The 26,445-nt window shown below is 61.5% G+C and carries 25 protein-coding genes; 8 read left to right on the forward strand and 17 right to left on the reverse strand.

From position 1 onward, the window contains the following. Positions 1 to 29 precede the first annotated feature (29 nt). Both ACQK2G_RS23550 and ACQK2G_RS23555 read right to left on the reverse strand, forming a co-directional pair. The gene (locus ACQK2G_RS23550; RefSeq protein ID WP_425407480.1) at positions 30 to 1,322 is read right to left on the reverse strand and encodes a DUF2336 domain-containing protein; all 1,293 of its coding nucleotides are present in this window, start codon (positions 1,320 to 1,322) and stop codon (positions 30 to 32) included. Positions 1,323 to 1,384: 62 nt separating this feature from the next. After that, positions 1,385 to 3,037, reverse strand: a complete 1,653-nt coding sequence (locus tag ACQK2G_RS23555; RefSeq protein ID WP_425407481.1) for a diguanylate cyclase domain-containing protein — start codon at positions 3,035 to 3,037, stop codon at positions 1,385 to 1,387. A 230-nt stretch (positions 3,038 to 3,267) separates the two neighbouring features. Here ACQK2G_RS23555 and ACQK2G_RS23560 point away from each other — a divergent pair, with 230 nt between their 5' ends. The 4 genes from ACQK2G_RS23560 to ACQK2G_RS23575 all read left to right on the forward strand — a co-directional run bounded on the left by ACQK2G_RS23560 (position 3,268) and on the right by ACQK2G_RS23575 (position 6,804). Next, on the forward strand, positions 3,268 to 4,032 hold the full coding sequence (locus ACQK2G_RS23560; RefSeq protein WP_425407482.1) for a pyrimidine 5'-nucleotidase: 765 nt from the start codon (positions 3,268 to 3,270) through the stop codon (positions 4,030 to 4,032). Between the two features lie 151 nt (positions 4,033 to 4,183). Continuing rightward, complete coding sequence (dapD, locus tag ACQK2G_RS23565) at positions 4,184 to 5,029, forward strand: 2,3,4,5-tetrahydropyridine-2,6-dicarboxylate N-succinyltransferase (RefSeq protein WP_425407483.1); 846 nt, start codon at positions 4,184 to 4,186, stop codon at positions 5,027 to 5,029. A gap of 18 nt (positions 5,030 to 5,047) precedes the next feature. Next, complete coding sequence (gene dapE, locus ACQK2G_RS23570) at positions 5,048 to 6,202, forward strand: succinyl-diaminopimelate desuccinylase (RefSeq protein ID WP_425407484.1); 1,155 nt, start codon at positions 5,048 to 5,050, stop codon at positions 6,200 to 6,202. A 14-nt stretch (positions 6,203 to 6,216) separates the two neighbouring features. Continuing rightward, complete coding sequence (locus tag ACQK2G_RS23575) at positions 6,217 to 6,804, forward strand: hypothetical protein (RefSeq protein WP_425407485.1); 588 nt, start codon at positions 6,217 to 6,219, stop codon at positions 6,802 to 6,804. A gap of 32 nt (positions 6,805 to 6,836) precedes the next feature. On the opposite strand, the gene truA is transcribed toward ACQK2G_RS23575, so the two are convergent. The 4 genes from truA to metA form a co-directional block, all read right to left on the reverse strand. After that, a complete protein-coding gene (gene truA, locus ACQK2G_RS23580; RefSeq protein WP_425407486.1) occupies positions 6,837 to 7,589 on the reverse strand; it encodes a tRNA pseudouridine(38-40) synthase TruA in 753 nt (250 codons plus the stop codon). Positions 7,590 to 7,664: 75 nt separating this feature from the next. Then, positions 7,665 to 8,201, reverse strand: a complete 537-nt coding sequence (locus tag ACQK2G_RS23585; protein ID WP_425407487.1) for a copper chaperone PCu(A)C — start codon at positions 8,199 to 8,201, stop codon at positions 7,665 to 7,667. A 37-nt stretch (positions 8,202 to 8,238) separates the two neighbouring features. Then, positions 8,239 to 8,658, reverse strand: a complete 420-nt coding sequence (locus ACQK2G_RS23590; protein WP_425407488.1) for a DUF2946 family protein — start codon at positions 8,656 to 8,658, stop codon at positions 8,239 to 8,241. Further along, the gene (gene metA, locus ACQK2G_RS23595; protein WP_425407489.1) at positions 8,655 to 9,584 is read right to left on the reverse strand and encodes a homoserine O-acetyltransferase MetA; all 930 of its coding nucleotides are present in this window, start codon (positions 9,582 to 9,584) and stop codon (positions 8,655 to 8,657) included. Before metA ends, ACQK2G_RS23590 begins: the two co-directional genes overlap by 4 nt. Positions 9,585 to 10,011: 427 nt before the next feature. Here metA and ACQK2G_RS23600 point away from each other — a divergent pair, with 427 nt between their 5' ends. Next, positions 10,012 to 10,875 carry a chorismate mutase gene (locus tag ACQK2G_RS23600; RefSeq protein ID WP_425407490.1) on the forward strand — a complete coding sequence of 288 codons (864 nt, stop codon included), beginning with the start codon at positions 10,012 to 10,014 and terminating at the stop codon, positions 10,873 to 10,875. 7 nt (positions 10,876 to 10,882) lie between these two features. Beyond that, positions 10,883 to 11,971: a histidinol-phosphate transaminase gene (gene hisC, locus ACQK2G_RS23605; protein ID WP_425407491.1), complete on the forward strand. Its 1,089-nt coding sequence runs from the start codon at positions 10,883 to 10,885 to the stop codon at positions 11,969 to 11,971. Between the two features lie 10 nt (positions 11,972 to 11,981). Here hisC and ACQK2G_RS23610 read toward each other — a convergent pair whose 3' ends face one another. After that, on the reverse strand, positions 11,982 to 13,097 hold the full coding sequence (locus ACQK2G_RS23610; protein ID WP_425407492.1) for a DUF2125 domain-containing protein: 1,116 nt from the start codon (positions 13,095 to 13,097) through the stop codon (positions 11,982 to 11,984). 130 nt (positions 13,098 to 13,227) lie between these two features. Here ACQK2G_RS23610 and ACQK2G_RS23615 point away from each other — a divergent pair, with 130 nt between their 5' ends. Further along, positions 13,228 to 13,887, forward strand: coding sequence for a gamma-glutamylcyclotransferase (locus ACQK2G_RS23615; protein WP_425407493.1), 660 nt, complete (start codon positions 13,228 to 13,230; stop codon positions 13,885 to 13,887). A 5-nt stretch (positions 13,888 to 13,892) separates the two neighbouring features. On the opposite strand, the gene ACQK2G_RS23620 is transcribed toward ACQK2G_RS23615, so the two are convergent. The 6 genes from ACQK2G_RS23620 to ftsE form a co-directional block, all read right to left on the reverse strand. Further along, positions 13,893 to 14,171, reverse strand: a complete 279-nt coding sequence (locus ACQK2G_RS23620) for a hypothetical protein (RefSeq protein WP_425407494.1) — start codon at positions 14,169 to 14,171, stop codon at positions 13,893 to 13,895. Next, complete coding sequence (locus ACQK2G_RS23625; protein ID WP_425407495.1) at positions 14,164 to 16,464, reverse strand: adenosylcobalamin-dependent ribonucleoside-diphosphate reductase; 2,301 nt, start codon at positions 16,462 to 16,464, stop codon at positions 14,164 to 14,166. Before ACQK2G_RS23625 ends, ACQK2G_RS23620 begins: the two co-directional genes overlap by 8 nt. Before the next feature lie 232 nt (positions 16,465 to 16,696). After that, positions 16,697 to 17,404, reverse strand: coding sequence for a lysophospholipid acyltransferase family protein (locus ACQK2G_RS23630; RefSeq protein WP_425407496.1), 708 nt, complete (start codon positions 17,402 to 17,404; stop codon positions 16,697 to 16,699). Next, entirely contained in the window at positions 17,401 to 17,997 is a 597-nt protein-coding gene (locus tag ACQK2G_RS23635) for a YdcF family protein (protein WP_425407497.1), read from the reverse strand. The genes ACQK2G_RS23630 and ACQK2G_RS23635 overlap by 4 nt, the downstream gene beginning before the upstream one ends. Before the next feature lie 46 nt (positions 17,998 to 18,043). After that, the gene (locus ACQK2G_RS23640) at positions 18,044 to 18,931 is read right to left on the reverse strand and encodes a cell division protein FtsX (protein WP_425407498.1); all 888 of its coding nucleotides are present in this window, start codon (positions 18,929 to 18,931) and stop codon (positions 18,044 to 18,046) included. 9 nt (positions 18,932 to 18,940) lie between these two features. Beyond that, positions 18,941 to 19,693 carry a cell division ATP-binding protein FtsE gene (ftsE, locus tag ACQK2G_RS23645; RefSeq protein ID WP_425407499.1) on the reverse strand — a complete coding sequence of 251 codons (753 nt, stop codon included), beginning with the start codon at positions 19,691 to 19,693 and terminating at the stop codon, positions 18,941 to 18,943. A gap of 242 nt (positions 19,694 to 19,935) precedes the next feature. Here ftsE and ACQK2G_RS23650 point away from each other — a divergent pair, with 242 nt between their 5' ends. Further along, the gene (locus ACQK2G_RS23650; RefSeq protein ID WP_425407500.1) at positions 19,936 to 20,895 is read left to right on the forward strand and encodes an MJ0042-type zinc finger domain-containing protein; all 960 of its coding nucleotides are present in this window, start codon (positions 19,936 to 19,938) and stop codon (positions 20,893 to 20,895) included. Positions 20,896 to 20,961: 66 nt separating this feature from the next. On the opposite strand, the gene ACQK2G_RS23655 is transcribed toward ACQK2G_RS23650, so the two are convergent. From ACQK2G_RS23655 to argH, 4 genes are read right to left on the reverse strand one after another with little or no spacing between them, the layout of a single operon-like run. Beyond that, positions 20,962 to 23,511, reverse strand: a complete 2,550-nt coding sequence (locus ACQK2G_RS23655; RefSeq protein ID WP_425407501.1) for a TIGR02302 family protein — start codon at positions 23,509 to 23,511, stop codon at positions 20,962 to 20,964. Continuing rightward, complete coding sequence (gene lysA / locus ACQK2G_RS23660) at positions 23,508 to 24,815, reverse strand: diaminopimelate decarboxylase (protein WP_425407502.1); 1,308 nt, start codon at positions 24,813 to 24,815, stop codon at positions 23,508 to 23,510. The genes ACQK2G_RS23655 and lysA overlap by 4 nt, the downstream gene beginning before the upstream one ends. A gap of 26 nt (positions 24,816 to 24,841) precedes the next feature. Then, positions 24,842 to 24,970 (reverse strand): hypothetical protein, encoded by a 129-nt coding sequence (locus ACQK2G_RS23665; protein ID WP_425407503.1) that lies wholly within the window; start codon positions 24,968 to 24,970, stop codon positions 24,842 to 24,844. Positions 24,971 to 25,029: 59 nt separating this feature from the next. Continuing rightward, positions 25,030 to 26,442 (reverse strand): argininosuccinate lyase, encoded by a 1,413-nt coding sequence (argH, locus tag ACQK2G_RS23670; protein ID WP_425407504.1) that lies wholly within the window; start codon positions 26,440 to 26,442, stop codon positions 25,030 to 25,032. Positions 26,443 to 26,445: the final 3 nt, after the last annotated feature.

Below are 26,445 nucleotides of genomic sequence, written 5' to 3' on the forward strand. Positions count from 1 at the left end.
ACGCGCGGGCGGCCGGCCCGCCGCCATCCCTATTCGTTCAGGAAGAAGTCTAATTGCCAGTCCATGTCTTCCTCCGACATCGGCCAAAGGTCCGGGTCGTCGGCAATGACGATCTTCGATGGCGGTAGACCCATGAGCTGAACCTGCAGCGGGCCGATCATGTCGGTCGACATGCCGGCCTTCCAGGCAAGTGCCACCAGGGCCTTGCCGCTGCGCTGGGCGACGATGCGGGCGGCTGCCTCCCGCGGGACTTCCGCCAAACAGGCAAGGGCCGCTTCCACGAAACGTTTTCGGCCAGCCTCCAAGGATTCGACGATGGCCGGTTCGGTCAAGGCGCCGGCCTCTTTCAATCGTTGAATTTCTTCTTCCGAAACGTCGTCCTGGGCCCATTCCGGGTCCACGACATCTTGTTTTCCGCTGCCTTCGCCCAACCGTTCGGCGACCACTTCCGCGACAGCTTCCAGCGTTGCCGCCTCAAGATCTTCACGGGCCTGCAGTTTGGCGAGAAGATGTTCCGCGACAAAACCTGCGAGCATACGGGCGGATCGCATGGAAAGCGCGGGCCGCGCCACCAGGGGGGCATGCCAGGAAACGACCTTTTCCGACCGTGCGGTAAGGGCGTCGAGCGTTTCCTCGCGAATCTGGGCCTTGCCGTTGGCCAAAAGGACCGCAATCGTCTCGTCATCGCCCGCGTCGACGATGGCGTCGGCTACATCGCCGGACACCTCGGACCGTTCGGAGATCGCCACCAGTTTGCCCTGAACCGCCCCGGCCTTGATGATCGACAAAAGGTCCGTGTCGGTCAGGACCGGAGAGAACCTAAGGATTGGCCCTGAAACAACTAATTCCGCGTCCGATGCCAGTTGCTGGATGACCGAATGCGGCGCATCGGCGACGTCCTTCAATGCCTCCGCCATGATTTGACGGACACGGACGATCTGATCCTGGGCCAGTTTTTCCAATACCTGTATGGTGTAATCGTATAGCGCGCCGCGATCCTCGTCGCGCAAGGCAGGTGTCAGTTTTGCGATCTTGGTGGCCAGTGCCGTGCGGATATCGTCGTCGCGGTCGTTGGCCAGTAACAGGTCCGCCTGCCGCGGGGTGCGTTCGTTGCTGGCAATTTCCAGTCGGACGTCATTGCTGCTGTCCTCGGCCAAATAGTACAGGACTTCCGGTCTGGTTCCCGGATGGCGGGCCAGGGCGCGACGGACATTGGGGTCGGAGTCGCGAAGCAGCTTCTTCGACTGCTCGTAGCTCAAGTCTTCGGGCAGCAAAGAAAGGTCGTCATCGACAGGTGGGTTCGATTGACCTTCGTCCTTCATACCGTAATCCTGTTTTTCAAATCAGTTGTAATAATAAAATTAGTGCGCGGGATGCCGAATTCCTAGTTTTCTTCACGATCGGGCGGCATCTCCACGGCGAACTGGTTTTTGCCTGTCCGTTTGGCAGCATACATGGCAGCGTCTGCCCGCGACATTAGTTCCGCCAGATCCCCGCCGGTTTCCGATGAATAGGGCGCAATGCCGACTGAAATGCCGAAAGGCTTTTCCGGACTGGCGCTGAACGTTGCCAATGGCCTGCATGCCTCGATAAGTTCCTGCGCCCGGCGGCGGGCGGTCTCGGTATCGGTTTCATCCAGCCACAGGGCGAATTCATCACCGCCCAGGCGGACCGCAAGGTCATAGCCGCGGCTATAGGTTTGCAGCAGGCCCGCAATCGCGGTCAAAACCGTGTCGCCTTCCTCATGCCCGAAGGTGTCGTTTATCGGCTTGAAGTTATCCAGATCGACATAGAGCAGACAGCCGGCGCGTTTATGCCGTCGTGCGCGGGCTAGCGCGGGTTCCATTTCCTCCAGGAAGGCGCGGCGGTTCAGCAGATGCGTCAAACCGTCGGTCCGTGCCAGGCGTTCCAGAATCTGCTGGTCGGTGATCTGGCGCAGCGCGAGCCCCAGCGGGCCTTCGATCGCTTCCAGCAAGGCCTTGGTGTCGTCCGACCAATGATCGCCGGCCCTGGGGGAATCGGGGTTGCCCTCCCAGGCCAGGATGGCGCCGTTCGGCACGCCACGAAACAAAGTCACCGCGCCCAACTCGCCTTGCGTCCCGACGGTTGCCGTGCCGTCCAGCGGCAGGGCCTCCGCCGCGGAAAGGGCGATGATGTCGTCCGGTGTCCGGCCGAACCGAGCGGCGACGTCCCAACCGTCGTCATCCTTGATCAGAATGGCGCAACCGTCCGCACCCGTGGCCCGCGTTAGGGTCTTGGCGGCGGTCTGCATCATCGCGGCCGGCGTTTCCTCGTCCCGCGTCAGGTTGACGATATAGCGGACAAGATCTTCCCGATGTTTGGATTGTGCCAATTCGGTTTGGGCGATCCGCTCCGTCGTCACGTCGAGGCCCAGTCCACGGGCGCCGACCCGCTTGCCGTTCTCGTTGACCAGCGGCAACGCAGAGACCATGACACAGCGCGGTTCTCCCGCCGCGTTCCGCAACCAGATATCCACATGCCGGACCGGCGTCTCCGGTGAGAACGGCAGCCTGCCCGTGACGCTCATGGGATGGGCCAGAAGAGATTCTGGTTTTTCCCCGACCAGTTGGTTCGGTCGATATCCGATGGCACCCTTGGGCGAGATGAAGGTAAACCGTCCATGCTGGTCGGTCTCCCAGGCGAAGTCGCTGGCCAGTTCCGTCAGGTCTTTATACAGGCCGCGCGATTGGGTCAGGGCATCCCTGATCATTTCGTCATGGCTTCGGTCCCGCCCGATCATAAGGATCGCGCCATCCGGATCCGGGATAGCCAGAAACTCGATCTTGCGCCGCTCGATTTCCGCCTCGCCGGCGGCGTCTGAAACAATCAAACTGACTTCCGCGGTTTTCGCGGCACCGGCATGTCTTGCCGTTTCGGCATGGCGAAGCAGGGCCGCATGACCTTCTCCATTCAGGCGCAAGGCGTGAGCGGCTTGGTTGAGCGCGACGATCTCCGCCGTCTCGCTCTTGGAGTTCTCCTGAACTCTGAATACCGGTGCCGTATAGTCTTGAAACACCGATGGCTCCTGCTCGTCTTCGGTTCCTGAATTTCGCCAGCCGGGACCATGTCGAGGTCAGCCGGCGCGGCGTATCGGCGTGTTATCCAAATGCCTCCGAAATCTATCGATCCCGCCGTTAAATAAGTATGAACCGCCGGATAAGAATGAACGCTAGCAAAAGTAATCACATTCCGGCCGAAGGGAATGGGGAATGTCTGCAGTTTGATATAATTTCGCGGTACTAAGTTATGCGCTTCGGCGGAATTCCGGGCTTCCAGGGACTTGCCGGGCGGGGTTCGCTACGCCACATTCCAGCCATGCGCGAAGAAACCGACTACCACGAAAAACTCGATACGGCGGATACCTGGATCTTCGATCTGGACAACACGCTCTATCCTTCGACCTGCAACCTGTTCGACCAGGTCGACAAGAAAATGGGGGCTTTTATCAGCGCCTATCTGAATATCGATCTGGAAGAAGCACGGCGTATCCAGAAACAGTATTTCCGGGAACACGGGACGACGCTGAACGGATTGATGACCCATCACGGGATGGACCCGGCGGATTTCCTCGCCTTCGTCCATGATATCGACTACAGCCCGGTTCAGCGCAACGAGGATCTGGTCGATGCGATCCGGCGCCTGCCGGGCCGCAAGGTGATTTTCACCAACGGCACGGTACCTCATGCGAATTCGGTGTTGGACCGATTAGGCATTCAGGACGAATTCGACGTCTTTTTCGACATTGTCGCGTCCGATTACGTGCCGAAGCCAAACCCGGCGCCCTATGACAAATTGCTGGCGCAGCACGATATCGACCCGACGCGCTCAGTCATGCTGGAGGATATCGCCCGGAACCTGGAGCACCCGGCGAAACTCGGCATGGTCACGGTTTGGGTTAAAACCGATCATCACTGGTCGCATGACGGGGCCGGCGAGGGCGACCATATCCACCACGTCACCGATGACCTTGCTGCCTGGCTGTCCGGATATGTCCGCACGCGGCACGGCTGAGGCATATCCGCAAGCCTCTGCATGAGCGAATAGTCTCATTACAGGGCTGTTTGGTTGATGTCCGCATCGCCATAGTGCAAAAGACCGCGTCGGCCCGCGCTGCCAGCGAACCGCAATCACAGAACTGCAAGAACATAGCGAGTAAGAGCCAATGAGCATTGCCGAGCTTGAAAAGACGATCGACGACGCCTTCGAGGCGCGTGACGGTATCAACACCTCCACGACCGGCGCCGTGCGTGACGCGGTTGAGGAAGCGTTGTCCCTGCTCGATTCCGGGAAGGCACGTGTGGCCGAAAAGGCGGCTGACGGCTGGAAGGTCAATCAATGGCTCAAGAAGGCGGTTTTGCTCAGCTTCCGCCTGAACGACATGGCGCCGATCCCGGGCGGTCCGGGGAACAACACCAATTGGTGGGACAAGGTGCCCAGCAAATTTGAAGGTTGGGGCGAGAGCGAGTTCAGAGCCGCCGGATTCCGCGCCGTGCCGAACTGCACCGTGCGCCGGTCGGCCTTCATTGCGCCGGGCGTGGTTTTGATGCCGAGTTTCGTGAACCTGGGCGCCTATGTCGACAGCGGCACCATGGTCGACACCTGGGCCACCGTCGGTTCCTGCGCGCAAATCGGCAAGAACGTGCATCTCTCCGGCGGTGCCGGTATCGGCGGCGTTCTGGAGCCGCTGCAGGCCGGACCGGTGATCATCGAAGACAATTGCTTCATCGGCGCCCGTTCGGAAGTCGTCGAAGGCGTGGTGGTTGAGGAAGGATCCGTGCTTTCCATGGGCGTCTTCATCGGCGCCAGCACCAAGATCGTCGATCGCGAGACCGGCGAAGTTCACATTGGCCGTGTCCCCGCCTATTCCGTGGTCGTGCCGGGCAGCCTGCCGGGCAAGCCGTTGCCGGATGGGTCGCCCGGGCCCAGCCTGTATTGCGCTGTGATCATCAAGCGCGTGGACGAACGGACCCGGTCCAAGACGTCGATCAACGACCTGCTGCGCGACTGACGGGGATTGTTCATCGAAATGGATCCCGTAGCTTTTGCCGCCGATCTAATCCGTTGTCCCAGCGTCACGCCCGCCGAGGGCGGGGCGCTGGACCTTCTGCAGGAACGGCTGACCGCCCTGGGATTCCAGTGCCGCCGGATGCCGTTTCACGCCCCGGATACCGACCCCGTCGATAATCTGTATGCCCGTCTGGGCGCCGGTCAGCCGAATTTCGTCTTCGCCGGCCATACGGATGTGGTGCCGGTAGGCGACAACGGCGCCTGGACGCGTGACCCCTTCGCGGGTGAGGTGTCGGAAGGTGTGCTGCACGGGCGCGGTGCCTCGGACATGAAGGGTGCCATCGCCGCCTTCACCGCCGCGGTGGCCGGGTTCCTGGATATGCATGGGGCGCCGAACGGGTCGATCAGTCTGCTGATCACCGGCGACGAAGAGGGACCGGCGGTCAATGGAACGCGCAAGATGTTGGAAGCGCTGGCCGCGGATGGTGAAAAGTTCGATGCCTGCATCACCGGCGAACCGACCAATCCCGAGGAACTCGGCGATATGGTGAAGATTGGTCGGCGCGGCAGTCTGAATGGCTATCTGACGGCCTTCGGCGTGCAAGGGCATACCGGTTATCCTCATCTGGCCGACAATGCCGCGCATCGTATGGTCAACCTGCTGAAGGCGCTGATCGATCTGGAACTGGATGCGGGCAGCGAGCATTTCCAGGCCTCGACGCTGGCGATTTCCACGGTCGACGTCGGCAATCCCGCGACAAACGTCATCCCGGGCGAAGCCAAGGCCGTATTCAACATCCGGTTCAACGATCTGCATACCAGCGACTCCCTGGAGGAAATGCTCCGGTCGGTTCTGGACACGGCGGCGGGTGGTTCCGCGCATTACGATCTGAAAATCGTGTGTTCCGGCGAATCCTTCCTGACGCCGCCGGGGGACTTGTCGGAAATGCTGACGGAAGCCTGCTTGGAAGTCGTCGGACGTCGGCCGGAACTCAGCACCACGGGCGGAACGTCGGATTCCCGGTTCATCAAGGATTACTGCCCGGTGGTCGATTTCGGTCTGGTTGGTAAAACCATGCACAAGGTCGATGAGCAGGTTCCGGTCGCCGATGTGGAGGGGTTGAGCCGGATCTACGGTAAGGTCTTGGAACGGTATTTCGGCGTCTCGGCCTGATTGGAAGCCACAGGATGCTGCCGCCGCCCTCGCTACTGGAAGTCCAGGTCAATTTTATCGGCGCTTGGCGTCTGTTCCGCCGCGACCCCGGCGGGGCGGCACTTTTCGGCCGCGATGAACAGGCATTCTGGAAGAGCTTCTGGTGCGCGGCCATCATCGCGCCGGCCTATATCGCGCTGCTTCTTCTGATTCCCGATCAATTGAGGTCCGAGGCGCCGCTTGCGCGCGTCGTCCCGGTCGAGGTGATTTCTTATACGATCGGGTGGGTGGCTTGGCCGCTCGTGGTGCATGCGGCGTTCGGAGTCCTGGGCATCCGGGACAAGTTCATTCCCTACATCGTGGCCTATAACTGGTCCAGCGGGCCGCAGATCGTCCTGCTGTTGCTGATTACGCTCGTCTGCGTGACGTTCAACCTGCCGCTGAGCATCTTCCTGATGTTTAACCTGATCGCCATGGTCTGGCTGCTGGCCTATCACGGCTACATCATCAAGGTCACCACAGGGCTCGACCTGCCGGTCGTGGTCTTCATGGTCCTGGGAGAAGCGGTGCTGAGTTATATGATCAATTTTGCTCGGGACGTCGTGACGATCGGGGTTCTCTAACAGGCTTTCTCCCCCGATAAGGCGGGTGCGCGTCAGTCTTCCTCGTCGGGGTATTTCACGGAAACCAGATACAGCCCTTCCGGTGGGGCGGTCGGGCCGGCTGCGCTGCGCGATCTCGCTTCCAGCGCCTTTTGCACGCCGCGTGCCGTCGATTTCCCCCGTCCGACCATTTCCAACGTGCCGACGATGATCCGAACCTGGTTGTGCAGGAAGGAACGCGCGGCGACATCGACGTGGATCTCCTCTCCGGCGCGGCGCACACGGACCCGGTCCAGGGTCTTCACCGGGCTGTCTGCTTGGCACTCGCTGCTGCGGAAGCTGGTGAAGTCATGGTTCCCGACCAGGACCTGCGCGGCCTCGTGCATGGCTTCCGCATCGAGCGGCCGCTGGTTATGCCAGATCTTGCCGGCATCCAGGGCGGGCGGCGGACGTCGGTTCAGGATGCGGTACAGGTAGACACGGCCGATGGCGGAAAACCGCGCATGGAAGTCCTCCGTCACAGGCTCCGCCTCCAGGATGGAGATTGGATCAGGGCGCAGGTGGTAGTTCAGCGCGTCACGGACCTGATCGGCCCGCAATTCCTTCTCGATATCGACATGGGCGACCTGACCCAGGGCATGAACCCCCGAATCCGTCCTTCCCGCGCCTTGCACGGGCGTTTCACAGCCGCACAGTTTCTCGGCCGCTTCCTCCAGCCTCTGCTGTACGGTCAGACCGTTGTCCTGACGCTGCCAACCCACGAAGGGGCCGCCGTCATATTCCAGGGTGATTTTCCAACGTTGCATGGGCGCAAACTGCACGGCGCGGCGGCTGCGTCAAGACAGGTCCGCCGCGCCATGCGTTCGGTTTCCGGTAACGGATTACTCCGTCGTCGTCTTGCCGTGTTGGTTATGACCATGCCCACTGCCATGCACTGGCCCGGGTCCCTTCGCGGCGATGCCCATGATGGTGACCGGCACGGTCACGTCGCCGGCCTCGGCGAACTTCAGGGTCACTTTGAAATGCTCGCCTTCCTTCAGCGGGCCATTCAACCGCATCAGCATGACGTGCAGACCGCCCGGTTTCATCATCACCATGCCGCCGGCGGGCACGGTCACGTCGCCCGCGGGCATCATTCTCATGACGCCGTTCTCGTGCTTGTGGGTGTGGACTTCGGTCTTTCCGCCGACGCCGCTTTCGGCACCGATCAGGACGTCGTCGCTGCCGCCCTTGTTGTGGATGACGAAAAAGGCAGCCCCGGCCTTCGCCGCCGGCGTGGCGCTGGCGCGCGCCCAACCGGGCTCGACGGTCAAATGGCCCGCCGTAACGGCGTCCATGGCTTGTACCGCGAAGGGAACGACGGTGACGGACAGAATGGTGAATGCAGCGGCGGCGGCCGCTTTGAAGAAGGTTTTCATGATCGTAACTCCGACGAAATCAGGTTGATGCGTTTGGTCAGGCACTTGCCCGCGAACGGGCCGCCGTCGGCGGTCCCCGCGCATCGAAGGCCGCTGCTTCGGCGGACTTTGGATTTCGGTCGGACGTGAGAAAAGGTAGGCGCTCGCCCGCATCGTCCGGCCGCATGACGGTGTCGGCAGTGCGGGAGGGCAGGGCGAGATGGGCTGCGTGAAGGACACAGTGGTTGCAGGCCTCGACAAATTCATCGGCCTCGCCCGGTGCGCCGGTTTGGTCGCCGACGGGCAAAGGCACGCGGACGATCCCGTCGGCGGCACAGATATCAAGGATGAGGTTCGGTGCGCCCGGTCCCGCCGCGACGGCCAGGGGAATAGGAAGTAAGAGCTGAAAGAACAGCCCGAACAGCGCCAATCCGACGGTGAAGGAGCGGCGTGTCCTATGCCCGTTGCCGATCATCATTCAGCGGCCATCTTCCCGATGTCTTCAACGTGGAAGGGAACGCTCTGATACACATCGTTGATCCAGTTGCTGAACAACAGATGGGCATGGGCCCGCCAGCGGTTGCGGGGTTCCTGCGAAGGATCGTCATCCGGGAAGTAATTCTTCGGCACGTCGATTTTCAATCCCTGGCTGACGTCGCGGTTATACTCGTCCGCCAAGGTGCGCGCGTCATATTCCAGATGATTAAAAATATAGATCTGCCGGTAGCGCTGATCCTGCACCAGGCACAGGCCGGATTCCGGGGATTCCGCCAAGACCTGCAGCATGGGATCGTCCGGCAGGTCCTCTCTGCGTGTCTCTGTATGGCGGGAGACCGGTATTCGGAAAATGTCGTTGAACCCGCGCAACAGCGTATTGCCCGGCGTCGTCACGGCATGCTCGAAAACGCCGAACATCTTACCCGGCAGTTCGTGCTTGGGGATGTCGCGGAAATGCTTCAGCGCGGCTTGGGCACCCCAACAGATATTGAACGTGCTGTGCACATTGCTCTGGGTCCAGTCGAATATCCGTGTCAATTCCGCCCAGTAGTGCACGTCCTCGAACGGCAGGGTCTCGATCGGTGCGCCGGTGACGATCAGACCGTCGAATTTCTGATCCTTAACGTCTTCCCAAGTATGATAGAAGGCACTCAGGTGTTTCTGCGACACATTGGTCGGCACGTAGGATCCCGTCGTCAGCAAGGTCAGTTCCACCTGCAACGGGGTCGCGCCGATCAGGCGGGTCAACTGGGTTTCAGTGCTTTCCTTTTTCGGCATCAAGTTCAGGACGGCGATCCGCATCGGCCGGATGTCCTGGCGCACGGCGTCGCGTTCGCCCATCACGACGACGCCCTCATCTTCGAGATGACGGCGGGCGGGAAGCTCGTCCGGTATCTTGATCGGCATCTGTTATCGTCCTCAACTTAAAGCGCTTTGCGGGGCGCTTCCCTAAGGCAACCGCCGTGTCAGATCAATCCGACATGCGCGATTGCGGTAAAATGGTAAGGGGATCGCCGTTTCCTCAATCGCCCGAATTCGTCTTTGTTTCCTGGATACATAACAAAGACAGGGCCCGCTGCAACAGTTAACCCCGCATGGCCGCTATGATCCACGCATCCTTGATATCTGGTGAGCAGGGCGTTACCCGCAAGTCCCATCACCCCGACCGGCGGGCAAAAGGCCTTTTCTGGAAAGATTGCGTCTCCGCCGAAGGGCGTACTGGCCAATTGCCAACAAGCCGACCAGACTGTAGGAGTGTGCCCCCGGCAAATCGCGGTTTCCGTCGGTTTTGCGGGATGGGAATTGCCTTAACGACGTTGGACCGGGCTGCATCATGACGAACCGTTCCCTGGAGGATCTCCGGCGCGAAATCGATGAGATCGATGACGCCATCCACGATCTGATCATGAAGCGTGCCGACGTGGTGAAACATGTCAGCGCCGCGAAAAAAAGTCAGACCGCGCTGCCGATCCGTCCCTCGCGCGAGGCTTTCATGCTGCGTCGTTTGAACGACCGCCATTCGGGGCCGTTCCAGCTCTCGGCCCTGGCGCGGATGTGGCATGAGATGATCGCCGCATTCACCATGATCCAGGCCAGTTACAAGATCGCCGTCTTTTCGGACGCAACGCATCACACCTTGTGGGATCTGGCGCGCGACCAATTCGGGTCTCAAGTACCGATGAACGCATACGTGACGCGGCGCGAAGTGCTGCAACAGGTGCTGAATGGCCAGGCGGATGTCGGCGTTCTTCCCCCGCCGGAGGAAGACGAGGAACATCCCTGGTGGACGCAACTGGCGGTGCCAGGTGCGCCCGTCATCGTTCAACGGATGCCGTTCGCCGGGGTCGGCAATGTCCGCGGCGTTCCGGCCGAGGCCGTCGCGATCGCGCGGCTGGACCCGGAACCGACGGGAGACGATGTCAGTTTCGTGGTCTTTTCCACCGTTGACCCGGTCAGCCGAAGTACGCTGGTTTCGAAACTGAAGGATGCGGACCTTCCTGGGGTGCTGCTCGCCTCGTTGGAACAGAACGGTGAGTGGATCCATCTCGCGCAGGTCGAAGGTTTCGTTGCGGCGGAAGACGAGCGCGTGACAAAGTTCGTGAAGGCTGGCCCGGCGGTATCGGCGCGGGTGATCGGGGCCTATGCAACGCCGATTGCCGGAGCGATGCGGCCCGGACTCGGCGACTCTGGGGAGTAAGTGACACATGATGCGGCCGACTCCGAAGCCGGGTGTAATGGACGCCCCGCTTTATGTTCCGGGCGACCATAAGCTTGAAGGGATCGACGAACCGGCGATCCTGTCAGCAAACGAGAACCCCTTGGGGCCAAGCGCGGAAGCCATCAAGGCCTTTCGCGGCGGGGCGGAAAAGCTGCATCGGTACCCTGATGGCGGCGCGAACGAACTGCGTCACGCGATCGGCGAGATGAACGGGCTGGATCCGGAGCGGATCATCTGCGGTGCGGGCTCGGATGAATTGATCACCCTGCTGATCCGCGCCTATGCCGGGGTCGGGGACGAAGTCGTCTATTCCAAGCACGGTTTTGCGATGTACCGCATTACCGCGATCACCACCGGCGCGACGCCCGTGGCCGCGCCGGAGAAGAACCTGACGACCGATGTTGATGCAATCCTGGGCGCGGTGGGGCCGCAGACGAAACTAGTTTTCATCGCGAATCCCAACAATCCGACCGGGACCTATCTGGACGATGACGCGGTTCGGCGCCTGATAGAGGGTTTGCCGCCGCATGTGCTGTGCGTGCTGGATGCCGCTTATGCGGAATATGTCTCCCGCAACGACTATTCGGCCGGGGCGTCGTTCGTCGACCAATACGACAATGTCGTGATGCTGCGGACATTCTCCAAGATATACGGGTTGGCGGCGTTGCGGCTGGGATGGGGGTATGCCCGCCCTGATGTCATCGACGCAATGAACAGATTGCGCAGCCCCTTCAATGTCAGCGCCGCGGCGCAGGCGGCTGGTGTCGCGGCGATCCGCGATACGGCGCATGTCGCCGAGAGTGTCCGGCATAACGATGAATGGCTGGTCTGGCTAACCGAGACGATCCGAGGGATGGGGCTGGAAGTGAACCCGTCCGTCGGCAACTTCATCCTGGTCGGATTCGGTGATGCCGAGCGCTGCAAACAGGCGAACGCCTATCTTGAGTCCAAAGGGGTGATTGCCCGCGGCGTTGCCGGCTATCACCTGCCGGAATATCTGCGCCTGACCGTCGGCACCGAAAAGGAATGCCGCATGGCTGTCGACGCGCTGAAAGGGTTTCTGGCCGCGGAGTAACCTGGCGGGGTCAATCGGCTTGGGCCGGGGCCGCTAATGTCCGCGCGGTCACCGGCGCGGGTGGCGCGACACTTCCGGCCTGTTCCGGCGGCAAGACTGGGGGAATCCGACCCATCTTGATCGGGCCCAGATAGACCTCCCCATCGGTAGCGCTCAGAGGAATTGCCAATTCCGGTTCCCCGCCGCCGGGAGGGGTTCTTGCCAGCAGCATCAGGCCGACGCCGGCCAATCGCGCTGCGTCGGGCCGGATCAGTTTGGCGGTGACGAGTGCGTCCAACGTGTCTCCCAGTCCGGCGACCTTGGTGTCGAAAGCGGCCGAAGGGCGCAACTCCTCGTCCAGCGCCAGGGTCCCTTCAGCGCGAAGTTTGGTCGGTCCCCACTGGATGCTCAGCCAAGGCACATCCAGCGTCCCGCCTGAATCCCGCCAACTCTCCAGTGCGCCGCGCATGTCCGTTCTCGGGAACGGCCCCAACAGACGAGCCCGCAACGATGTATGGGCGACGTACCGTCCCAACGGGCCCGACAGGGCGGCGGGCAGGCGCAGGCCCTGAACCAGCAGATCCAAGGCGGCTTCTTCATCCTCGTGCACCCGTGCCGGGCTGGCAGGCTGCGTCAATGTCACGGTAGCGCGGTCGATCTTTAGATCCGCGTTCAGTGCCGGCGCGACACCGTCCAGGTTTTCCAGCGTGATATCCGCCTGCCGCAAGCGGCCGTCCAGGTCGAATTCCGCCACGCCTTCCACCCGGTCCGCGGTCGCCTGCATGGGCACGAGTCGGCCGGCGACGGGCACCACGGCGTCATGGGTGCCCGCGGCGGAAAGCTTATATTTTGTCGGTGACCAGGGCTCTGCGGAAAGATCGAGGTTTCCCCCAGTCCAGGACCAGGCTCCGGCAGGGTCGGCGAAAGCGGGGCGCACCAGACGGATGCGGACGGTCCAGGGAAAGCCGCCGACCGACTTTTCCGCATAGTCGATCCGGTATCCTGCGCGGCGCCAATCGGCGATCCAGGCGGAAACCGTATCGTCCATCTTGCCGGCACCCCAATACCAATAGCCGGCATAGGCCCCTGCCGTCATGACGACGGCAGCGCAGACAGCCAGGGACAAGCGGCGGGCAGAGAACATCATGCTCCATATATGGCAGTGCTCGTGCCATCAAACCAGAACCTCCGCGAAGGAAGTGTTTGTCCGGTTGATTGGGGGCCGCTAATCGCTAGATTCGGAAACATCGTCAAAAATCGATTTTCGAGCGAGCAGGGTGAGCTACGACTTTTTCAAACGGGCGCGGGACGAGCGGATAGCCGAAGGCCTGCCCGTCTTGTCCAACGAGGAGAGCGATCGACGGAAACAGGCGTTCCTGTCGTCGCTGCCGCCGCAAGAAGATGTCTGGTTCTTCGGCTATGGATCGTTGATGTGGGATCCGGGTTTCCATCACTTGGAGGCCGCGATGGTGCGCCTGCACGGCTGGCATCGATCCTTCTGCGTATTGTCGCACGGCTATCGCGGCACGGTCGAGTGCCCGGGTCTTGTGCTCGGTCTGGACCAGGGTGGTGAATGCGTCGGCATGGCGTATCGCGTCTGTGGGCGAACCCAGTTGGAGGAAGCAGTCGAATACCTTTGGGTCCGGGAGATGGTGACGGGGATCTACAATCCGACCCTTCTGCCCGCCACGGTCGATGATGGCCGGACGGTTCAATGCTGGGCCTTTGTCGTGGACCGGGCACATCAGCAATATATGGGGCATCTGTCTCAGGAGAGGCGCGCCGATATGATCTCCACGGCCTGTGGGACCCGCGGGCCGAACCGGACTTATCTGGAGAATACGGTCAAACGGCTGCATCAATTGGGCGTGGATGATGAGAGCCTTACCTCGATGCTGGACAGGGTCCATGACGCCGAGGGGAAAACCGAGGATTGATGGTCTCAACCGCCGCCGAGAAGTTCGGTCAGGCGGCCGCCGAAATACTCGATGACACGGTCGAAATCAGAAGCGAGATAGATGATCAGGCCGGCGATTGCCGCCCCTGCGATGTAATAGGATGGCGGGACGGGAACCGGTTTGTGCGCGCCGCAGCCCGGGCATTCGTCCACATAGCCCTTGATTGGGCGGCCGCATTGCCGGCAAGGCTGGGTTTTCGAACCGAACATGAAGGAACCGTAGCCGCGCCGCTGCCCGACCTCAATACCGTTGCCTTCACCCACAGCGGGACCAGCCGCAGGCGCTGCAGGTGTCGCAGCCTTCCTGTTTGATCAGGGCGGCACTGCCGCAGCGGGGGCATTGGCCGCCGACTTTCTTCGCCTTGCTGCTCCTTTCGGCGTTCGGCAGGATGCTGTCGCCGCGCTCCAGGAATCCTGTCTGCACCATGTGGTTTTCGATGACTTCACCGATTGCGGCCAATAGCGACGGCACGTAGCGCCCGCCCATCCAGTAGCCGCCGCGCGGGTCGAACACGGCTTTCAATTCCTCCACCACGAACGAGACGTCGCCGCCGCGGCGGAACACCGCACTGATCATGCGGGTCAGGGCAACCGTCCAGGCGTAGTGCTCCATGTTCTTGCTGTTGATAAAGACTTCGAAGGGCCTTTTGCGGCCGTCCTGTTCTATATCGTTGATGGTGATGTAGATCGCGTGGTCGCTCTCCGGCCATTTGATCTTGTAGGTCGACCCGGTCAGCGTCGCGGGCCTGTCCAGGGGTTCGGACATGTAAACGACCGCCCCGGCATCGGTCTGTAAGGGAACAGGGTCCGCGCCGGTGGGCCTCGCCTTTTCGCCGGCCTTCGGCGCCGCCTCCAGGACGGAACCGCGCACCGCGCTCGGGCGATAGGTTGTGCAACCCTTGCACCCCAGATCGTAAGCTTCCCGATAGACCTCCTTGAAGGCTTCATAGGGGATGTCGGGAGGGAGGTTCACCGTCTTGGATATGGAGCTGTCGATGAATTTCTGGGCCGCGGCTTGTATTGCCAGATGGTCGGCCGGACTCAAGGCATCGATATCCACGAAGGCTTCCGGCACCGGTGCGTCCGGTCCACGTGCTTCCCGGAACAGGCGGTAGGCGTTGTTCTGCAACTGCTCCGTCCGGTGGGTGCCGTCCGGCATCAGGACCTTACGAACCTGGTCGACCGCGAATATGGGTTCGATACCGCTGGAAATGTTGTTGGCCAGCATCGAAATCGTACCCGTCGGCGCGATGGACGTGAGCAGGGCGTTTCGGATGCCGTATTGTGCGATATCGGCACGGATATCGGCATCCAGTTCCTGCACCGTCGGGCTCTTCAGGTATTCTTCGGCGTCGAAAAGCGGGAATGCGCCTTTCTCCCGCGCCAGATCGATGGAGGCGCGATAGGCGGCGTCACGGACAACTCGTAACCAGGTTTCCGTCAGGGACACGGATTGCGGTGAGCCGTATCGAACGCCGCACATGGCCAACGCATCGGCAAGGCCGGTCACACCCAATCCGATCCGCCGTTTTGCCGCCGCTTCCGCCGCCTGCGTGGGCAGGGGAAACCGGGAGGCATCGGTGACGTTGTCCATCATCCGGACCGCGGTGCCCGTCAGGTCCTCCAAATCCGCCAGGGGGATATCGGCGGATGGGGAAAACGGCTCTTTCACAAGGGCCGCCAGATTGATCGAGCCCAGCAGGCAGGCGCCGTATGGGGGGAGCGGTTGCTCTCCACAGGGATTGGTGGCGCTGATCGTCTCGCAATAGGCCAGATTGTTCCTGGCGTTGATCCGGTCGATGAAAATGACGCCCGGTTCCGCGTAGTCGTAGGTCGTCCGCATGATGCGGTCCCACAGATCTCGGGCCTTGACGGTCTTGAAGACGGTGCCGCCGAAGACGAGTTCCCAATCCGTGTCCAGCTTGACGGCGGTCATGAACGCATCGCTGACCAGCACCGACAAATTGAAGTTGGTCAGGCGGCCTTCCGTCTGTTTGGCGGTGATGAATTCCTCTATATCGGGATGATCGCAGCGGAGGGTCGCCATCATCGCCCCCCGGCGGGAGCCCGCGGACATGATCGTTCGGCACATGGCGTCCCAGACATCCATGAAGGAGACAGGTCCGGAAGCGTCCGCGCCAACCCCGTGCACCGGCGCTCCGCGCGGCCGCAAGGTCGAGAAATCATAACCAATGCCGCCGCCTTGCTGCATCGTCAGCGCCGCTTCGCGCAAATGGGTGAAGATGCCGGACATGTCGTCCGGAATCGTGCCCATGACAAAGCAGTTGAACAGCGTGACCGACCGGTCTGTTCCCGCGCCGGCCAGTATTCGCCCCGCGGGCAGGAATTTGAAATCCGCCATGGCGGCGTAGAATTTCTCTTCCCAATCTGTGTTCGGTTTCGTCTTCCGGCCTTTGCGTTCAACGGCGGCGAGGGCCTTGGCGACACGGCGCCAGCTATCTTCGATAGTTTTGTCCACAGGATGGCCGTCGGGATCCCGGAAACGATATTTCTGATCCCAGATGCGTTCGGAAGTCACAGTCAAATTGGCTGTCACGATAAGTCCTGCCGAAACCGGTGTTTCTCTTGCGAAATCGTTTAACGCTTTGACATATAATAACTAATCATGCCGATGTGAAGTATCTGAGACTATATAGCACAGATTGCAGTGCGATTCTTGGGATTTTCCTCCCCGTCGAAACAATGGCGGTTCACCGAATCAATGCCGGGGAAATGTTTTCCATTCGGCTGTGAGTGTATTCACATACTTATCCACAGGGGAAACGGTATCAGCGGTTGTCCTGAAGGTCGCGACTGGCGGTCTCGATCACCTCTTCCAAAGAGGTCATCAATTCGCGCCGACCCATGTCTTCAGGCAAGGGCGGCAGGAACCGCAGCACGATTTCGCCTGGTCGGCAGGACCAGATCGATTTGGGCCAGAACTGGCCGGAATTGAGGGCTGCCGGTACCAGCGGATAGCCGCTTTCCCGATAAACCGCGACGACCCCGGAATGGTAGCGGGGTTTTGTGCCCGGTGCGGTGCGCGTGCCTTCGGGAAAGATTACAATTTTCCGACCCGTCCCCAGCACTTGCCGCGTGTCCTCGATCATCTTGCGGAGCGCTTTTGCTCCCGCCGATCTATCCACCGATATGTTGCCCGCCTTGTGAAGGTACCAGCCGAATAACGGAATTTTGGTCAATTCCTGTTTCAGGATGAAGGCCGGCGCATCGAAATAGATGAAGAGAGAAAGCGTTTCCCAGGTCGACTGGTGCTTGCAGGCGAGGACGAAGGGTCGATCCGGTAGATTCTCGACCCCTTCATACCGCCATGAGACGCCGCCGATGACACGCAACCCGAACAGCGCCGCCCTGCACCACAGGCCTGCCAAAAAGCGGACAATCCGCTGCGTGGTCAGAAGAAACGGCAGATAGGCGATGACAACGAAGGTCGTCAGCAAATAGAAATAGATCCCGAATAGGATGCCTCGAACGGTCATGTGCGGGCGTCCCCATCGGCTAACAGGGCGTTGAATCCGCGACGTATCCAGACTCGGACGACGGCGACGAGGGTTTTGGTGTATTCGCCTGCAATCAACAATGCTGTCCCTGGGTATTTATACCATTCGCTGGTTTTGACATGGGGTGGATGTACAGGGTGCGGAATGACGGTGACCTCCGGCGCCAGCATCCTGAATTCGATCAGACTGCGAGGCATGTGATAATCTGCGGTGACCAATCGGATCGACCTGTATCCTTCGCCGTTGACCCAATCGGCGGACTCCCGTGCGTTGCCCGATGTATCGTCCGCTTCGTATCCGAGAACAATACAACAATCGACTGTTTCCGGCGCCTGTTTCCAGACACGTTTCAATTCTTCGACATCGACGCCCCGATGCACGCCGGAAATGAACAGTTTTCTGGCTTTGCCCGCGGATAGGAGGCGAAGCCCGGCTTCCAGCCTGAGACTGCCGCCGGTAAAGACGACGATGGCGTCGGTAGAAACGGTTTCGTCCGGCGGATCCTGCGGCAGGGTGACCGCGAAGAATACGAAACCAAGCGCCCACGCGAAGGCCAGCAGGACCGCTGTCATCAGGCTCGCCTTACGGCGCCATGGCCTTCGCCGGGGCTGCCGCATGTCAGGTCATCCGCTGCAAGGCGGCCAGGACCGTGCGCCTTGCGGTGATCAGGGCAACGAGGGTGGAAACCGGCGGCAGCGCGAGCGTCGCCAGCACGGGCATCAGGTTACCGTCCGTGGGCAAACCCGCCCCGGTTGCCAAGCCCGACGCGGATTGGCTGATTAGAAACGCGGTCCCCATCGCGGCCAGGGCGCCCAGCATCGATCCGAGCAAGGCGAGGCGCATGGCATGGCGCTGGAACTGGCGAGCGATATACTCATCCCGCGCACCGATCAGGTGCAGTAACTCAATTGTCTCCCTGTGCGTAGCCAAGCTGCCCCGGGTCGCGAAAGCGACCATGATCACCGCCGCGGCCACGACGACGGCCACAATCGCAATCGCAGCCCATTCCAGGGATCCCAGGAAGCGTTCCATCCTGTCCCGCCAGACCGCGTGATCATCGGCGCGCGCGCCGCTCGTGGTTGCCAACCTCTCGTTCAGGGCAGCGACGTCGATATCCGTTCCGCTCGCAAGCTTGACGTCAATCAGCCGCGGCAGCGGCAGGGCGCTGATGTCGAGCGCGTTTCCGAGCCAGGGTTCCAGGAACTCGCGAATCTGCGCCCTGGCGAGGACCTCCACCTTTTCCACGCCGGGATAGCCGCGCAACAGCGCCACCGTATTCTGAACGCGGGTATTGACCGAATCCTCCTCTTCCCCCTCCGCGGCGGTGACTTCCACGGTGATGGCGTTGCTCAAGCCGTCATTCCAATCGACGGATAATTGGTTCAGCGCCAGAAAACCCGCCACCGAGAGCGCGGCGATATAGGTCAGGAAAGCCACGATCCAGGGAAGGAATCGGGCCGAGGCGTCGCGCGAAAGGGGGATATCCGATTGTCTGCCGGCAGCCATTCGACGCCCCTACAAACCGCGCCGTGGCACCGTGGGTGCATCGCCGCCGGCGCTGAAGGACGGTTCGGCCTCACGCCGCAATCTCGCGCCCCAATCGGCGTCGTCCTCCTCTGCCCGGACCAATCCATCACCCAACCGCATGACGGGGTGCTTAAACCTCTCGACCAGTGATTTGTTGTGGGTGGCGATGATCACGGTGGTGCCCATCCGGTTCAATTCCTCGAACAGGTACAAAAGGCGCACGGCAATGGCGTCGTCGACGTTTCCGGTCGGTTCGTCGGCCAGTAACAGGCTGGGACGGCTGATGACCGCGCGCGCAATGGCAACGCGCTGTTTCTGTCCGCCCGACAAGGTAGGCGGCAGGGCGTGAATATGATCGGCAAGACCGACCCAGCCGAGCAACTCGCCGACATGTTTCTGCACCACGTCTTCCCGCGCGCCGTTGACGCGCAGCGGCAGTGCGACGTTGTCGAAAGCGGAAAGGTGATTGAGAAGGCGGAAATCCTGGTAGACGACTCCAATCCGTTGGCGGATGCCCGGCAATTCGTCACGCGGGATGGAGGCGAGGTTGCGGTCGAAGATATTGATCAGGCCGCGGGTTGGACGGTGGGCCAAATACATAAGCTTCAACAAAGTCGATTTTCCGGCGCCGCTGGCCCCCACCAGAAAGTGGAAAGTACCCGCCTTCAGTTCGAACGTGATATCGCGCAGAACCTCCGGCCCCGTGCCATACCGCATACCGACATTTTCGAACCGGATCACAAAACCTCTCCGCGCACCGCCTGCCTTCGGTTACAGCCGGACGGTACTGGCGGGGTTCCCCTGTAGCAAGGCGCAATCACGGCACCCGATGCAAGCCGATTGGCACGGCATTTGAAGGCAGGACCTGCAACTTGCCGATCCGAAGGGGATAGTCCGGTCGCCTTGCGCGGCTATGATGGCCATCCTATAAGAATCAGGCAAATATCGCCGCTTATCGCCCATATTCAGGTTTCGACCACTCTATGATTCTCGTCTGCCCCAACTGTTCCTCGCGCTTCAAGGTAAAGGCTGAGGCCCTTGGCGACGCCGGCCGGACGGTTCGGTGCGCGAAATGCGGCAACAAGTGGCATGCGGGCCAGGAAGACCTGATCGACCCGGAGGATCTGAAATCCCTCTCGGCGGCCACGAAGGGCGGCACGCAGGCGCCCGCCAAGAAGGCGGCGGCCAAGAAGGCAGCGGCACAAAAGCCTGCGCCGGCGGCAGCGGAGGAAACGGCTCCGCCGCCGGATCAACCGGAAGACGATTTCCCTGAACCGGACACGGATGCTTCCGGGGCGCCGGATGACGACGATCTCGGCGCACCGCCACCGCCCCCGCCGATGATGGATGGGCCGGAACCGCCGCCGATCCCGTCGGAGGCCGATTTCGCACCGCGATCGACCGTTCCCATGCGGCGCAAATCGCCCTTGATTGCATGGATCGTCCTTTTCGTGATCGTCATCGCGATCGGGGCGGCCGGGTACAGTTTTCAGAAGCAGATCGTCCATCTCTATCCGCCGGCAATGAAGATTTATCATGCCCTGGGGATACAGGTAGATCTTCTCGGTCATGGCCTGGAATTGCCGGAACCCGAGGCTGAAGCCGTTATCGATGGCGATAAGCGACGGCTGGTTATCAAGGGATCACTGACGAACACGACCGATGAGACCATTGTGATCCCGATGCTTGGCGGTGTCCTCAAGGACGCGACCGGCGGGGTGCTGCACGAATGGGTGTTCGAAGCGGACAAGCCGGAAGCTTTCCCAGGAGAGACCATTTCCTATGAAAGCGCCGTCGAAGACCCGCCGCGCGGGGCAACTTCGCTCGAGGTTACGTTCAAGACCGCCGAGGAAGCCAAGATGTTCATGGATGGCAGCCACGGCATGAAGGCCGATGATGGGCAGGGTGGGGCCGAAAGCCAGTCGACCAGCGGCAATCAGTAATATCCGCTAACGCTCAGGCCGTGCACTGTCGGCCTATGCATTCTTCCTTCTAAAACAGCCAGGCGGCTATTCGAACTGGCGTAGCAGCCGGTCGATATAGTCTAGTTCGACTTCAGGGCGGGACCGCTCGCTGGCGCGGCGGCGCAATTCATCCCGTATTTCCCGGGCGCGTTTCAAATCGCCCGTATCCGGAATGACCACATCGCCTTCGGCCTGGCCCGGCGTCGCGTCGTTGGGCGCGCGGCCGAAGGGATCCTGCTCGCCCGTGTTGGGGCCCTGGCCGGTCGCTTGTTGGCCTTGTCCCATCTGGTTGCCAAACCGTTCCATGAACTGCTGCTGGGCCTGCCTCGCGGCTTCCTGCAGTTGATCCAGTGCCTGGCCCTGCGGACCGACCGCGTTGCCGGGGTTGCCCTGACGCAGGGCTTCGGTGGAACCGCGCATCTCCTGTTCCGCACGGCCGAAAGGCTGGGGAATGTCGCCCATCATCTCGCCGTAGCGCTGCATCAGATCGCCCAGTTGCCGGCGCAAGGCTTCCTGAAGGGCGGCATCCGCCGCGGTCGGGCCGCGCTGGCCCTGCTGCTGGGATGGGCTTTGACCGGATTGGCCGCCCTGCCGCTGTCCCTGCGGGGTCTGTCCCATTTCCTGAGCGTTGCGGTAGGTCCGGTCCAGCAGTTCGCGCTGCCCGCTCATCAATTCCTGCAGCCCCTCCAGCATTTCCATGGCTTCCATGCCCTGCGGGGACGGACGCTGCTGAATGCCCACCTGGAGGTTTTCCATCATCCGCTGCAGCTGTTCCAGCATGCGGCGCGCCGCATCCTTCATACCGTTCTGCAGCATTTCCCGGATACGTTCCATGATCTGGTCGATATCCTGCTTCGCCAGCATCCGGTCGTTCTCGTCCATCGGAATGTCTTCGATGTCACCACGATCCATCTGCTCCTGTGCATTTTGCATCAGGGCTTGCAGGTATTCGTCCATGGCCTGCTGCAGTTCCTGCATCAGGCGTTCGATTTCGGCCGCGTCCGCGTCGCGGGCGATGGCGTCCATCAGGGCCTGTTCCGCCCGGCGCAGCCGCTGCTCGGCAACGGAAAGGTTGCCGTCTTCAAGCCGAAGCGCCAGTTGCCACAGAAGGTCGATCATATCGTCCTTGAGTGCGTCGTCAGGCTCGACCGCAAGTCGCCGCGCCGCCATGTTCAATCCCAGGAAAACCACGATATCGCCGGCATAAGCGTCCTTCTCCCAAGCCAATTGACGCAGGACGCTGGCAACCAGCGGCGCGACGGAGAGGCCCTGCAGACCCAGGCGTTTGCGTTCGGCAATGATCTTCTGGGCGACGGGGTGTCGGAACTCCCGCTCCGGCAAGGTTATAGCGATGGGATCGCTTCTTCCGACCTGATCGATACCATCAATCGCGGACAATTCGGCCCAAACTTCCTCTCCCGCCCAGATATGGTCGAGTTGGTTCAGGAAATGGCTGCCTTCGATTTGAACCGAACGGGGCCCGCCGCCGGCGGGCAAATCGATGGCAATGACCTCGTCGCCTTCCTTGGCCACCTCCTTGGTCCGCCGCAATTCGATGGCGAGGTTCATAACCCCATAATCGTCTGCCGCGTGATAGCGCAATTCAAGCGACCCACGTACGGTCTGTCCGGATTGCGCCTCGGACAGATCGGCGGTCGGCACCCGGTCGGGGATGACGGTGATGTCCCAGCTGGCAACGGTCTGTCCGGCGGCTTTTACATGTACCAAGCCGGATGTCGTCAATTCCCCTTCGGCGCGGAAACTGTCCGCGGTAATGCTCACGAAGCCACCATCGGACCCGAAGGAGGAGCCAGCCAGTTCGGGCTTTTGTTTCACACCGCCAATTTGGGCAACAAGCTTTGAACCGGCCGGAACGGCGAATTGTCTGGGCTGACCTGAGGCAATCGCGTTGGCCTCGCCTTCCGAGAGGCTGCCCGAAGAGGGTTCCATGCCGGTCAGGAAAATCGGTGCCGCGCCGGTGTAATCCGGCGGTGTGATCCAGGCATCCAATGTCAGCGACGCGACGGATGCGGCATCCGCATCGGTGAAATCTGGTTCGAAGAATTGTGTGAAATTCTCCCCGGCCCGGCCTCCAACGCCGAAGATTACAGCAACGAGCAAAATACCGGCACCCAGGCGAAGGGCGAGAGGATCCCGGCGGGCCAGCTGTGCTTCCGGTGTACCGGCGGTCAGGCCACGCAGCTTTTCGGCCATGCGTTGCTTGTGCAGGGCCCAGAGCGCGGCACCCATGCCGTCATCGCCACCGCTGGCGACGTCATCCTCCAAAGCGGTCAGCGGCCGGTGTTCGAGGCGGTTCGCGCGTTCGATGTGGTGCACGACCTCCGCGTGGCTGGGCGGGCTGAAGCGGCGTATCGCGTCAACCAGGGCCCATCCCAGCCCCAAAAATCCTGCAATCAACAGGGCGAGATGGAGCCAGCCGGAAAGGCCCGAGGTGAAACCGCTGAAGGCGAGGGCCAGAAGCGCGGCAAAGATGGTCAGGAAGGGCCAGAATGCGGCCAGCAGACGCTCCGCCCAGAGGACGGTGGTTCCCTTGAGGAACGGTATACTCCGGGGCGTTTGCGCCTGTTCCGTCATCCACTAACCCCTGCAAGTTTCGGGACGGCTTCCTGAGCCGGTCCGCTCAGCCAATCGGGGATCCTGTCGGCCCCCAACAATTCTTCGTAGGTCTGGCGCGGGCGGATCACGGCGAAACGGTCACCGTCCACCAGAACCTCCGGCACCAAGGGCCGCGAATTGTAGGTCGACGCCATAACGGCACCATACGCCCCCGCCGTGGTGAAGGCTACCAATTCGCCATCCTGCAAGTCGGGCAAGGGGCGTTCCTTCGCGAAAGTGTCGCCGGATTCGCAGATCGGTCCGACGATATCGGCCGGGCTCATCGGCGTATCGGCGGACCGTTCCAACACGGGTTTCAGGCCGTGGTAACCGTCATACATGGCGGGTCGGATCAGGTCGTTCATCGCCGCGTCCACGACGACGAAGCGCCGGGATTCGCCCTGTTTCACGAACAGGACCTTGGTCAGCAGGATGCCCGCGTTGCCGACGATCATGCGGCCGGGCTCGAACAGCATTTCCACATCCAATGGCTCTATGATCTCCCGCGCGACCGCCGCATAGGCGTCGGGCAGGGGAGGTTTTTCCCCGGCATAGGGCACGCCGAGGCCGCCGCCCAGATCGACCCGGTGAATCGGGATGCCGTCGGCGCGCAGGTCCTTGACCAATTGGGCAAGGCGGGTGAAGGCGGCCCGATAGGGCGCCAGATCGGTCAATTGGGACCCGATATGGGCCGCGACCGTGACGGGTGCCACATGCGGCATGGCCTGGGCGCGTTTGAATATCGCCGGTGCATGCTCGATATCGATCCCGAACTTGTTCTCTTTCTTGCCGGTGGAAATCTTGTGATGGGTCTTCGCGTCGACATCCGGGTTCACCCGAATGGCGATTTCGGCGACCTTGCCCCGCGCACCGGCGACCGTGTTCAGAAGATCCAACTCGTTGACGGATTCGACATTGATTTCCAGGATGCCCGTGTCGAGCGCGAAGGCCAGTTCCTCTTCCGTTTTGCCGACGCCTGAAAAGACGATCCGTTCCGGCGGAATGCCTGCCGCCAAGGCACGTCGCAGTTCCCCTTCCGAAACCACGTCCGCACCGGCCCCCATATCCGCCAGCGTCTTGATCACGGCCAGGTTCGAATTCGCCTTGACCGCATAGAAAACGGAGGCACGCGCACCGGCGAAGGCGTCGGTGAATACCTTGTAGTGGCGGCGCAGGGTCGCGGTGGAATAGACATAAACCGGCGTGCCGACCGCAGCCGCAATTTCGGTCAGGGGGACGTCTTCTGCGTGGAGGGCGCCGTCGCGGTAGTTGAAGTGATCCATGGTTCAATGTCTCCGGGAACGAGCCGTCACGATGTCGGGTAGGATTTCGGATAAGTGGATGGGCCGGGCGCCTTCGGGTCGTCCTTCTTGCCGCAACCCGCGGTCAGCCCCAGCGCCAGGACGCTGGCCAGGATTAGACCCGATTTGATCGCCAAGGCTCTCCGGCCGCGCCGTGGGGCGCGTTCACTGCGAGCTTTCCTTGCCGTTAAGTCATTCATACCGAAAACCTTTTCCGCGCTTCGGCCGCCGCGGCGCGAACATTGTCCGGCGCCGTTCCGCCGAAACTCGTCCGGCTTTGAATCGAAGCCTCCGGAGACAATACTGAATATATATCCTCCGTGATGGCGGATTCCACTGATTGCAGCTCTTCCAAGCTCAATTCTGCGATATCGACGCCTTTCTTCTCGGCCATGGCGACGATCGCACCGGTGACGTGATGCGCGTTGCGGAACGGCATGCCAAGCACGCGCACCAGCCAGTCGGCCAGGTCCGTGGCGGTCGGGAAACCGGCGCCAAGTGCTGCGCGCAGCACATCGGGGCGCGGTTTCATATCCGCCACCATGCCGGCGGACGCCTCAATCGCCAGGATCAGGTTTTCCACGGCATCGAACAGGGGTTCCTTGTCCTCCTGCATGTCCTTCGCGAAAGTCATCGGCAGCCCCTTCATCACCGTGAGGATGGAGACGAGAGAGCCTATGATGCGGCCCGGTTTCGCGCGCACCAGTTCGGCGGCGTCCGGGTTTCGCTTCTGCGGCATGATCGAGGAACCGGTAGTAAAGGCGTCGGTCAGTTCCACGAAGCGGAAGCGATCTGACGCCCAGATCACGATTTCCTCCGACAGGCGGGACAGATGCACCGCCATGATCGAGGCGGCAGCCAGGAATTCCATGATGAAATCGCGGGCCGAGACGCCGTCCATGGAATTCGCCATGGGCCGGTCGAAGCCGAGCGCCTTCGCCGTTGCGAAACGGTCGATGGGGAAGGAGGTTCCCGCCAAGGCCGCGGAACCCAACGGACATTCATTCATGCGCTTGCGGCAGTCGGCCAGGCGACCGCGGTCGCGGCCGACCATTTCCGCGTAAGCCAGCATGTGATGCCCCCATGTGACCGGCTGAGCGGTTTGAAGATGGGTGTAACCGGGCATGACCACGTCGGCATGCTGTTCGGCCTGTGTGATCAGGGCGTCCTGCAGGGCGGCGAGCCGCGTATCGATCCCATCGACCGCGTCGCGCAGCCAAAGGCGCACATCGGTGATGACCTGATCGTTGCGGCTGCGGGCTGTGTGCAGCCGACCGGCCGGGTCGCCGATGATCTCCCGAAGACGCGCTTCCACGTTCATGTGGATGTCTTCCAGGGCGCGGCTGAAATTGAAGGTGCCGGCCTCGATCTCGCCCTTGATCTGGTCCAGACCGGTCAGGATCTGTGCCGCGTCGTCCTGGGATATAATGCCTTGCGCCGCCAGCATTTCCGCATGCGCCTTCGATCCCTGGATGTCCTGGGCGTAGAGGCGTTTGTCGAAATCGATGGAGGCGTTGATCTTTTCCATGATTTCCGCGGGACCGGCGGAAAACCGGCCGCCCCACATGGCGTTGGCCGCGTTTTTTTCGTTGCCCTTTGTATCCGTCATTAA

The sequence above is a fragment of the Hwanghaeella sp. genome (genome assembly GCF_965227365.1).
Lineage (GTDB): Bacteria > Pseudomonadota > Alphaproteobacteria > UBA8366 > Aestuariispiraceae > Hwanghaeella.